Raw genomic sequence first — 10,273 nt, 5'->3', positions numbered from 1 at the left:
CTGCGTCGACGCCCCATCCGGCGCCGCATCGTGGCCTCACCGCACGGGGGCTTCAGCCCGGCGGAAGGGCAGGGCCATTGTCGGTGGACCGATGCCAGCGGGGGGAGCGGGGCCATGGCGAAGAAGCAGGCGGTGGGGGAAGTCCACGTCCTCTGGATCTCGGAGGGCATGAGCTGCGACGGCGATTCGGTCTCGATGACCGCGGGGCAGCTGCCCAGCATCGAGGACCTGGTGCTGGGGCTCGTGCCCGGGCTGCCGAAGGTGGTGGTGCACAACAAGGTGCTCGCCTACGAGACCGGCGAGCAATTCGTCGAGGCCTTCCGCAAGGCGGCCCGCGGCGAGCTCGACCCCTTCGTGCTCGTGGTGGAGGGCTCGATCCCCAACGAGAACATCAACGGCGAGGGATTCTGGACCTCGTTCGGCAACGACCCGGAGACCGGGGAACCGGTGCCCCTCAACGACTGGCTCGACCGGCTCGCGCCGAAGGCGTGGGGCGTGGTGGCGGTGGGCACCTGCGCCACCTACGGCGGCATCCACGCCATGGCGGGAAATCCCACCGGCTGCATGGGGCTCGCCGACTACCTCGGGTGGAGTTTCCGCTCGAAGGGGGATCTGCCCATCGTCAACGTGCCGGGCTGCCCGGTGCAGCCGGACAACATCATGGAGACGCTGCACTGGCTGCTCCAGCACGCAGCCGGCACGCTGCCCGTGATCCCGCTCGACGATCAGCTTCGCCCGACCTGGCTCTTCGGCAAGACGGTGCACGAGGGCTGCGACCGTGCCGGCTACTACGAGCAGGCGGATTTCGCCGCCGACTACAACTCGCCCAAATGCCAGGTGAAGGTCGGCTGCTGGGGACCGGTGGTCAATTGCAACGTGCCCAAGCGCGGCTGGATGAGCGGCATCGGCGGCTGCCCCAACGTCGGCGGCATCTGCATCGGCTGCACGATGCCCGGCTTCCCGGACAAATTCATGCCCTTCATGGATCAGCCGCCGGGCGCCGCGATCTCGTCGCAGCTCATCGGCCCCTACGGCCGGATGATCCGCCGCCTCCGCGGCATCACCAACAAGACGATGAACGCGGAGCCGAAGTGGCACCACGACGGCCCCGAGCTCACCAGCGGCTACGACCCGCGCTGGCCCCGCTAGCCCCTACCTCGAGGAGATGAGATGGCCGTTTCCACTGGCGGAACCGAAACCAACCGCAAGCTCGTCGAGATGGCGTGGGATCCGGTGACGCGGATCATCGGCAACCTCGGTATCTACACGAAGATCGATTTCGAGAACCGCGAGGTGGTGGAGTGCAGGAGCACCTCCTCGATCTTCCGCGGCTACTCGGTCTTCATGAAGGGCAAGGATCCGCGCGACGCCGGCTTCATCACCAGCCGCATCTGCGGCATCTGCGGCGACAACCACACCACCTGCTCGGTCTACGCCCAGAACATGGCCTACGGCATCAAGATGCCGCCGATGGCCGAGCTCATCTACAACCTGGGCGAAGCGGCCGAGTACATGTTCGACCACGCGATCTTCCAGGACAACCTGGTCTTCGTGGACTTCTGCGAGCGGATGGTGAAGGAGACCAACCCCTCGCTCCTCGAGAAGGCGGAGAAGACGGCGGCGCCCAACGCCGCGATCCACGGCCACGCCACCATCGCGGAGATCATGCGCTCCTACAACCCGTTCACCGGGGCGATGTACCGCGAAGCGCTGCAGATGAGCCGGCTCACCCGCGAGATGTTCTGCCTGATGGAGGGGCGCCACGTGCATCCCTCCACGCTCTATCCCGGCGGAACGGGAACGGTGGCGACGCCGCAGGTCTTCACCGACTACCTGACCAAGCTGCTCAAATTCGCCGACTTCGCCAAGAAGCTGGTGCCCCTCAACGACGACGTCTTCGACTTCTTCTACGAGGCGCTGCCCGGCTACGAGAAGGTGGGGCAGCGACGGATCCTGCTCGGTTGCTGGGGATCGTTCCAGGATCCCAACGTCGTCGACTACCGCTACGAGAACATGACGAAGTGGGGCCGGGCGATGCACGTGACGCCGGGCATCGTCGTCGACGGCAAGCTGATCACCACCGATCTGGTCGAGATCAACCTCGGGATGCGGATTCTCCTCGGCAACTCGTTCTACGAGGATTGGATGGGCGAGGAGACCTTCGTCGCCAAAGACCCGCTCGGCAATCCGGTCGATCAGCGCCACCCCTGGAACCAGACGACGCTCCCGCAGCCGCAGAAGCGGAACCTCCAGCAGGGGCCGTACAGCTGGGTGATGAGCCCGCGCTGGTACCGGAAGGAGACGGGGGATCACCTCGCCCTCGATACCGGCGGCGGCCCCTTGGCCCGGCTCTGGACCACGGCGCTCGCGAACCTGGTGAAGACGCCCTACGTGCAGGCGACCGGATCGAGCGTGAAGATCCAGCTGCCGAAGACCGCCTCGCTCCCCGAGATGGAGCTCGAGTGGAAGGTGCCGCAGTGGGCCAACACCATCGAGCGGGATCGGGCCCGGGCCTATTTCATCGCCTACGTGGTGGCGATGGCCTTCTGGTTCATCGAGCAGGCCCTCGAGCGGATCGGGCAGGGCGACGTGAAGGTCTTCCAGGAATTCGACGTGCCCGACGAGGCGATCGGCTGCGGCTTCCACGAGGCGGTGCGGGGCGTGCTCTCCCACCACCTGGTGATCCGCGAGGGGAAGATCGCCAACTACCACCCCTATCCGCCGACCCCCTGGAACGCGAGCCCGCGGGACAGCTTCGGCACCCCCGGCCCCTACGAGGACGCCGTGCAGGGGCTGCCCATCTTCGAGGAGAACGGGCAGGACGACTTCAAGGGGATCGACATCATGCGGACGGTGCGCTCGTTCGATCCCTGCCTGCCCTGCGGCGTGCACATGTTCCTCGGCAACGGCCGCGTGATCGAGGAGCGCCACGCGCCGATGATGGGCCTCGGGGTCTGAAGGGGGAGGCGATGGGCCGGAAGGTGAAGCGGATCGGCAACATCCGGGTGGGCAGGCGGGACGTGCGGCCCGATTTGCCTTCACACGTGCCCCGGGTGCGGCAGGGCAACCAGCGCGGCAACACGGCGGAGCAGGAGGGGATCATCCCCGAGGGACGCGGCGCCAGGGGCACGGCGTCGCGCTCTACCGGGATCAACCCGGCGCTGCGCAACCCGATCGACCCGCGGATGCCGAACCTCTCACCGTCGTAGGCGCGATCGCGCGTACGGTCCCTGCGGTGCCCCGGCAGCGCACCGCTCGCGAGGCACTGGCGGATCAGCTGCAGGCGCGGGCGATCAGGAAACCGACGCCGATCACCACGGCGAGCACGAAGCCGACCACGTTGGCGATGAGGCGGCGCGCGAAGAAGGCGCCGCCGAGGTAGAGCAGCCACTTCCGGTTGCTCTCGGATTCGAGCTGGCGCTGCGCCCAGCCGAGCACGTCCTCGCGCTGCGGCGCGGGCTGCTGCTCGGGGATACCGAGCTGCCGGCGCACGTCGGCGGCGACGTCTTCCGGCAGCGCCTCGCCCCGCCACGCGGGGACGGTCGCAGCGATCTCCGTCTCCGCCGTGCGCGCAGGGACCTCGCGGGCCAGGCCGATCGGCCCATTGCCGGCGAGGGTGGAGAAGCGCGCGCTGCGGGCGCTCTCCCGGGCCGGCTCCGCGTCGGCGGCAAAGGGCGCCTCGCCGCGCACGAGCACGCCGTCGCCGCCGACCGCACGTGGCGGCGCGGAAGGCGCGCAGGCGGCGCACGCCTCCGTCTCGTCGGCGAGCGCCGCGCCGCAGAGCGCGCAGGCGAGGGCGGCTGCGCGCTCCATCGAGGCGAAGCGACCGTTTCCCCCGAGCTGCGAGGATTCCTCGCGCGCCGGCCGCTGCCCCTCGAGATGTTTGAAGCGGCGCAGCGGGCTCAAGGCGCCACCACCTGCGCCACCGCCTGGTTCCCTTCTGGCCGGGAGGCGGGCCTGGTGCGATCCTGCGCCCAGGCGCGCAGCTTCGCGATCTCCTCGCGCAGCGTCACCGAGAGCGGCATCGTCTCGCCGAGCGCCCGCTCCACGTGGGCCTGGGCGAGATCCCGCCCTTCCGCGAAGGCCTCGTAGAGACCGGCGACGATCGCCTGCTCGATCTCCGCGCCGGAGAAGCCCTGCGAGAGCTGCGCGAGGCGCTGCGCGTCGAACGCCGCCGGATCCCTGCCGCGCCGCCGCAGGTGGATCGCGAAGATCTGCGCCCGCTCCGCGGTCTGCGGCAGATCGACGAAGAAGATCTCGTCGAAGCGGCCCTTGCGCAGGAGCTCCGGCGGCAGCGCGTCGATCTTGTTGGCGGTGGCCACCACGAAGACCGGCGCGGTCTTCTCCTGGAGCCAGGTGAGGAAGTGGCCGAAGACGCGGGAGGTGACGCCGCCGTCGGTGTTGCCGGAGGAGGAGAGCCCCGAGAGCCCCTTCTCGATCTCGTCGATCCAGAGCACCACCGGCGCCACGCTCTCGGCGACCTTGATCGCCTTGCGCATGTTCTCCTCGGAGGAGCCCACCAGCCCGGAGAAGATCCGCCCCATGTCGAGGCGCAGGAGCGGCAGGCCCCAGGTGCTCGCCACCGCCTTGGCGGTGAGGCTCTTGCCGCAGCCCTGCACGCCGAGCATGAGCAGCCCCTTGGGTTCGGGCAGGCCGAAGCGCCGCGCCGCGTCGGTGAAGGCGTTCTGCCGCCGCGCCAGCCAGCTCTTGAGCTCCTCGTAGCCGCCCACTTGCCCGAGGTCTCCCTGCTCGGAGAAATACTCGAGCAGCCCGTTCTTCCGGATCACCTGCTTCTTCTCGTCGAGGATGAGCTGCAGATCGGAGAGCGAGAGCTTCTGATCGAAGGCCACCGCCTTGGCGAAGGCGTTCTCCGCCTCGGCGAGGGTGAGCCCGCGCGCGGCCTGCACCAGCTGGAAGGCGTGCTCCCGCTGCAGCTCCACCGCGACCCTGCCACCCTGGCGGACCACGCCGACGATCTCCTTGAGCAGGTCGAGGAGCTCCCGGGTGGTGGGCAACGGCACGTCGATGACGGTGATCTCCTTCTCGAGCTCCGGCGGCAGCGCGAGGGTGGGGGAGACCAGGCAGACGGTCTTGTAGGTTCCCTTGAGGTGGAAGGCGAGCTCCCGCAGCCGCCGGACGATGGCCGGCTCGGTGAGCCACGGGTGGAAGTCCTTGAGCGCCACCACCGCCGGCACGTTGAGCTGCTCGATTGCGTCGAGCACCTCCATCGGATCGGCCTTCTTCTGCGGGCGCTCGGGCTTGCCGGCGGTGACCCGGCAGAGACCGGTGGTCACCGACCACGTGTAGTAGGACTTCCCGTGGCCCCGCGCGAGCTTGTCGACGATGCCGTCGATCCGCTGCTCCTCGGAGGTGACGAGCCAGAGCAGGGGGTAGCGGGCCCGGACGTGGACGTCGAGGTCCTGGACGAAACCGGCGGTGGGGAGGGTGGGCGCGGTGGGCTGGGTCACGGGCGCAGCCTACCAGAGCGCCGTTGCGTCGGCATGTTCGGCGGGGAACGTTGCGTCCGCTCCCACCTCGGCCCACCGCTCCGGCCGGAGGCCAGTGCCCGGCCTGCAGGCAGGCGGGTGCTTACCGTTGGGGTGTGGCGGCGGCGAGGGCATCCAGGTGGTCGAATGCGGCGTTCGCGGTGGCTTTCGCCGTGACGCTCTATTTCTTCTACGAGGTGGTGGCGCCCTTCGTGGTGCCGGTGCTGGTGGGGGCCTTCATCGTGGTCCTCGGCGCCCCCGCCCACGAGCGGCTGGTGCGCCTCCTCGGCGGCCGCAGGAGCCTCGCCTCCTTCCTCTCCTCCTGCGGGGTGATGCTCCTTCTCCTCGTGCCCGCCAGCGGTTTGCTGCTCCTGCTCACCCAGCGGGTCATCGAGCTCCTCGACGAGGCGCGGGAGCTGCTCGGCCCCCACGGCATCGACGACCTCCTCGGCGGGCGGATGCCCGACGCGCTCTTCCCGGTGGTGGAGCGCCTCGGCGCCTGGGGCATCGTCGGGCAGCTCGATCGGCTCATCGACGCAGCGGCGGGCTGGCTCACCGGCCTCGCCCCCGGCGTCTTCGGCGCGACCACGCTCCTCGTCGTGGACGGATTCCTCGTGGTCGTCTCGATGTACTACTTCTTCCTCGACGGCCCCCGGCTCCTCGCCGAGGCGGCGCAGCTCTCGCCGCTGGAGACGCGCTACGAGCGGGAGTTCCTCCGGGAGTTCCGGGCGGTGGCCCACACGATGATCGTGGTGAACCTCGTCACCTCGATCATCCAGGGCGTGGTGGGCGGCATCGGATTCTGGCTGGTGGGGCTCCCGGAGCCGCTGGCGTGGGCGGCGCTGATGGCGCTCCTCTCGCTGGTGCCGATCGTGGGCACGGGACTGGTCTGGGTTCCCGCCGGCATCGGCCTCCTCGCAGCGGGCCGGACGTGGGAGGGGCTCTTCCTCTTCGGCTGGGGGATCCTGGTGATCGGCTCGGTGGACAACCTCCTCCGGCCCCTCCTCGCCAAGGGGCGGATCCGGCTCCACCCGCTGCTGATCTTCGTCACAATCTTCGGCGGCATCGCCGCCTTCGGTCCGGTGGGCGCGGTGCTCGGGCCGCTGGTGGGCTCGATCTTCACCGCGATGATCCGGATCTGGAAGCGCGACTTCGTCCCCCGGATCGCCGGCAGCCTCGCAGCGCCGCCGGACGAGGAGGAGGCCGTCACCCAGCTGCCCCGCGCCGCGGCGGAGCCGAAGCTCGAGCGCTCGCAGCTCTCGTGACGAGAGCGACCGATGGCTTGCAGATGGCACGCCGCAGCGGGTTGACGGAAGGCGCGTGCCTCTGGGCAGATGGGCCCATGCTCGATCTTCCGACGATCCTCGAGGCGGTCCGGTCCGCCGGTGGCACCGCCGCCTTCGACGCAGACGGCACCCTCTGGGCCGACGACATCGGCGAAGCCTTCCTCCGCGATCTGGAGGCGGCGGGCCGCGTTCCCGGGGGAACCTGGCGTGGCTACGAGGCCCGCCTCGCCGCAGACGTGGTCGACGCCTATGGCTGGGCGGTGACGGTGATGGCGGGGCTCGAGGAGGCGGAGGTCCGGGAGCGGGCCGAGGCCTTCTTTCCCCGCCACTTCGCGCGGCGGCTCTTTCCCGTGGTGCGGGAGCTGGTCGAGGAGCTGGTGCGCGGCGGGGTCCGGGTGGCGATCGTCTCCGCCTCCAACCGCTGGCTGATCGAGGCGGCGGCCCGGGCGCTGCGGGTGCCCCACGTCGCCGGGGTGGAGGTGGAGGTCGAGGCGGGCAGGCTCACCGACCGCCTCGTCACGCCGCTGCCGGCGCTCGCCGGAAAGGTCCACTGGGCCCGGACGCTCCTCGGCGGCGCGCCGGCGCTGGCCGTGGGGAACGGCGCCATCGATCTGCCGCTGCTGCAGGATGCGGCGCACCGGCTGGTGATCTGCCCCAGCGACGATCTCCACACCACCCTCGCTGCCGAGGGGCGGCGCGCGGGCTGGCAGGTGCTCGCCCTCGACCATCCGTGCAGCGGGGAGCCGCTGCCGTGAAGCGGCTCGCAGCGTCGTTGCTCGTGGTCCTCGCGCTCGCAGCCTGCGGCGCAGGGCAGCGCAGGACCCTGGAGCCCCGGGACGTGGACGCGGCGCTCGGCGCGGATCCGAACCCCTTCCGGGCGACCCGGCTCTCCTGGGTGGAGACGGGGGACGAGCGCTACGACCGCTTCTTCCGGGAGGCGGCGGCGCTGCAGGGGGCGATCCATCTCGGCGAGCGCGCCCTCGCCGGCGACGGGGATCCGGGGCGGATCCTGCCGGTGCTGGAGGCGCTCGAAGGCCGCGCGGAGGTGGCGCTCGCCACCGGCGCTACGCTCCTGCCCGGCGCACGGGCGGATTTCGCGGAAGACGAGCTGAAGGCGATGGCGATCGAGCCCGCGCTCCACGAGGCGATCGGGCAGCTGCGCCATGCGGCGGCGCAGGCGCCCGATCTGATCGGCCGGCTCCGTGCGGCGCGACGGGCGGACGGCGTGCCGCAGGAACCGGGCAGGGGCGGCACCGCCGCGCCCTGAACGATCAGCGCCGGGCGAAGGCGAGGACCCGGGCGAGCTGCGCCCGGCGGGTCTGGAGCCGCTCGCCGACGAGGCGGAAGAAATGCTCCACCGGCCGCGCCCCAGGCTCGGTGATCCCCAGCGCCAGCGGTGCGGAGAGGAGCCTGCCCGCAGCCGAGATCACGAAGAGCACGTGGAGGTTGGAGAGGCTGCCGCCGAAGAGGTGGATCGTCTCGGGGAGCCCCTGCGCCAGCAGGCCACCCACCGCGGAAGCCGCGGCGAAGGCGAGGCCGCCGGCGGTGGAGAAGGCGGCGAGGTAGTAGGGCCGGCGCTCCCGGGGCGCCACCGCCAGCGGAAGCTCGAAGGCCGCGAGCATGTGGCCCGCCCAGAGCCCGCCGGCGAGGATCACGTCGAGCGCCAGCGCCACGAAGCGCGACTCGGCGGTGGGGAGCAGCCAGATCAGGGGCACCACCGGCAGGGCGAAGGAGGTGACGACGAGCACCGGCCGCGCGCCGATCCGATCGATCACCTTGCCCCAGAGCGGCGAGACGAGGACACGCATCACCGCCACCGCGACGCCGTGGGCCGCGATCAGGGCGAAGCCCATCTTCAGATTGGTGAGCATGTGCACCGCGAAGAAGCTCGCGGAGATTCCGATCGCCGCGTTCCAGGCGAGCTGGTAGCGGAGGAAGGGGCGGGAGGCGGGGTCGCGGAGAGCGGCGATGGCGGCGCCGAGGTCGAAGCCGCTGCCGCCGCGGCGCACCTCCACCGGCACGTCCTGGTGCCGGCGGAGGAGGAAGAGGGTGACGAGCCCCGCGACGCAGGCGAGGGCGGCGAGGCCGGCGAGGGCCACGGGCTCCCAGCCGCCGCGGCGGGAGACGTCGAGGAGCAGGCCGGCGCTCAAGGCGCCAGCGGCGCCGGTGATCGTCACCAGCGAGAGGCGTTTGCCGAAGTAGCGGCCGCGCAACGCGACGGGGACCACCTCGCCCATCCACGCCACCCAGGCGTTGGTGCCCACCACGGTGAAGATGGCTGCAAGGCCCGCCACCGCCATGAGGATCCACCGGCGCGTCTCCTCCGCGACCGGGAGGAAGGGCAGGGCGACGAGGGGCGCGTAGACGAGCCGGCCCAGGGCGTAGCCGGCGATGGCGACGCGGCGGCTGCCGAGGCTCGAGGTGAGCCAGGCGGAAGGGAATTGCACCAGCTGCGCGAGGAAGGGCAAGGCGCCCAGCATCGCGATCACCAGCGGGCTGCAGCCGAGGAAGATCGCCCAGCCGGTGAGGACCGAGCCGCCGACGAAGGAGGTGACGAGCTCGGCGACCATGCCCTCCGCGGAGGAGTAGCGCAGGGTGCGGTAGAGCTGGCGGCGTTTGCGGCGCGTCGTCGGCTGCTTCACGTCCGCTACGGGCCGCGCGAGGAAGGGCGCGACGCTGGCGGGAACGGAGGAGCCGGGACGGAAGACGGGGGCACCGGCGACGATGGGATCGTGCGGTGCGGTATCGGGGCGGCGAGAAGAGGGTCGTGAGCGCACGTAGGTCGGGTGACGGGGGGGAATCTATCCCGTCTCCCGGGCCAACACTAACCCCGGACAGGACAATCCATCAAATGCCCGACTAAGCTTTGCGCCTAAGTCATTCTACCGGATCGGTTCTTTGCTGTCCATAGCTTGCTGCACGAAATTTGTCGGCTGATCGGCAGGGGGCGCCAGGGACGCAGAAAGGGGCCGGCGGCGCCGACCCCCTTCGCTCGGCAACGTGCCTGCGCTCAGGCCGCGGAGCTGCTCCCGCCACCGGACTCGCCGCCGCCGGACTTCTTCGTGGAGCTGTAGAGATCCTTGTACCAGCCGCCACCTTTGAGCTGGAACGAGCTGCGGCTGACCAGGCGACTCATCGACCCGGTCTCGCCGCAGGACGGGCAGGCCTCCGGCGCGGGGTCGGAGATCTTCTGCATCAGCTCGGTGGTGTTGCCGCACTTCTCGCAACCGTACTCGTAGATGGGCATAGGGCGTCGGAACGTAGTTGGGGTTGAACCGTGGTGCAAGGGGCTGAACGGAAGGGGAACCGCTGCTTCAGCTCCGCTTCTTCCCACCGCCCGGCTTGCCGCCGGGCCGCCTCGGTGCACCGGGACGTGATGGGGCGCCGGGGCGCGATGGTGCACCGGGGCGCGATGGTGCACCGGGGCGCGATGGTGCACCGGGGCGCGATGGTGCACCGGGGCGCGATGGTGCACCGGGGCGCGATGGTGCACCGGGGCGC

General features: G+C 70.7%; 10 protein-coding genes. 6 read left to right on the top strand and 4 right to left on the bottom strand.

Going from position 1 to position 10,273, the window contains the following annotated elements:
- Window positions 1-114: 114 nt before the first annotated feature.
- The 3 genes from ACESMR_RS16460 to ACESMR_RS16450 are packed head-to-tail and all read left to right on the top strand — an operon-like array spanning window position 115 to window position 3,209.
- Window positions 115-1,149: a hypothetical protein gene (locus tag ACESMR_RS16460; protein WP_373048197.1), complete on the top strand. Its 1,035-nt coding sequence runs from the start codon at window positions 115-117 to the stop codon at window positions 1,147-1,149.
- Window positions 1,150-1,170: 21 nt separating this feature from the next.
- Entirely contained in the window at window positions 1,171-2,958 is a 1,788-nt protein-coding gene (locus ACESMR_RS16455) for a nickel-dependent hydrogenase large subunit (RefSeq protein WP_373048196.1), read from the top strand.
- 11 nt (window positions 2,959-2,969) lie between these two features.
- On the top strand, window positions 2,970-3,209 hold the full coding sequence (locus ACESMR_RS16450; RefSeq protein ID WP_373048195.1) for a hypothetical protein: 240 nt from the start codon (window positions 2,970-2,972) through the stop codon (window positions 3,207-3,209).
- A gap of 64 nt (window positions 3,210-3,273) precedes the next feature.
- Here the strand turns inward: ACESMR_RS16450 and ACESMR_RS16445 are convergent, their stop codons facing one another.
- Together ACESMR_RS16445 and ACESMR_RS16440 are read right to left on the bottom strand one after the other, a co-directional pair.
- Window positions 3,274-3,906 carry a hypothetical protein gene (locus ACESMR_RS16445; protein ID WP_373048194.1) on the bottom strand — a complete coding sequence of 211 codons (633 nt, stop codon included), beginning with the start codon at window positions 3,904-3,906 and terminating at the stop codon, window positions 3,274-3,276.
- Window positions 3,903-5,468 (bottom strand): AAA family ATPase, encoded by a 1,566-nt coding sequence (locus tag ACESMR_RS16440; RefSeq protein WP_373048193.1) that lies wholly within the window; start codon window positions 5,466-5,468, stop codon window positions 3,903-3,905. The genes ACESMR_RS16445 and ACESMR_RS16440 overlap by 4 nt, the downstream gene beginning before the upstream one ends.
- 179 nt (window positions 5,469-5,647) lie before the next feature.
- On the opposite strand from ACESMR_RS16440, the gene ACESMR_RS16435 reads away from it, so the two are divergent.
- The 3 genes from ACESMR_RS16435 (at window position 5,648) to ACESMR_RS16425 (ending at window position 8,039) form a co-directional block, all read left to right on the top strand.
- Window positions 5,648-6,751, top strand: coding sequence for an AI-2E family transporter (locus ACESMR_RS16435; RefSeq protein ID WP_373048192.1), 1,104 nt, complete (start codon window positions 5,648-5,650; stop codon window positions 6,749-6,751).
- A gap of 77 nt (window positions 6,752-6,828) precedes the next feature.
- Window positions 6,829-7,527, top strand: coding sequence for an HAD family hydrolase (locus ACESMR_RS16430; RefSeq protein WP_373048191.1), 699 nt, complete (start codon window positions 6,829-6,831; stop codon window positions 7,525-7,527).
- On the top strand, window positions 7,524-8,039 hold the full coding sequence (locus ACESMR_RS16425; protein WP_373048190.1) for a hypothetical protein: 516 nt from the start codon (window positions 7,524-7,526) through the stop codon (window positions 8,037-8,039). The genes ACESMR_RS16430 and ACESMR_RS16425 overlap by 4 nt, the downstream gene beginning before the upstream one ends.
- 4 nt (window positions 8,040-8,043) lie before the next feature.
- Here ACESMR_RS16425 and ACESMR_RS16420 read toward each other — a convergent pair whose 3' ends face one another.
- Window positions 8,044-9,414, bottom strand: coding sequence for an MFS transporter (locus ACESMR_RS16420; protein WP_373048189.1), 1,371 nt, complete (start codon window positions 9,412-9,414; stop codon window positions 8,044-8,046).
- Between the two features lie 368 nt (window positions 9,415-9,782).
- Window positions 9,783-10,019, bottom strand: a complete 237-nt coding sequence (locus ACESMR_RS16415) for an FmdB family zinc ribbon protein (RefSeq protein WP_373048188.1) — start codon at window positions 10,017-10,019, stop codon at window positions 9,783-9,785.
- Between the last annotated feature and the right edge of the window lie 254 nt (window positions 10,020-10,273).

It is taken from the genome of Vulgatibacter sp. (genome assembly GCF_041687135.1).
Lineage (GTDB): Bacteria > Myxococcota > Myxococcia > Myxococcales > Vulgatibacteraceae > JAWLCN01.
The sequence above is the reverse complement of the archived record's forward strand: the minus strand, read 5'-3'. Positions and strand labels throughout refer to the sequence as shown.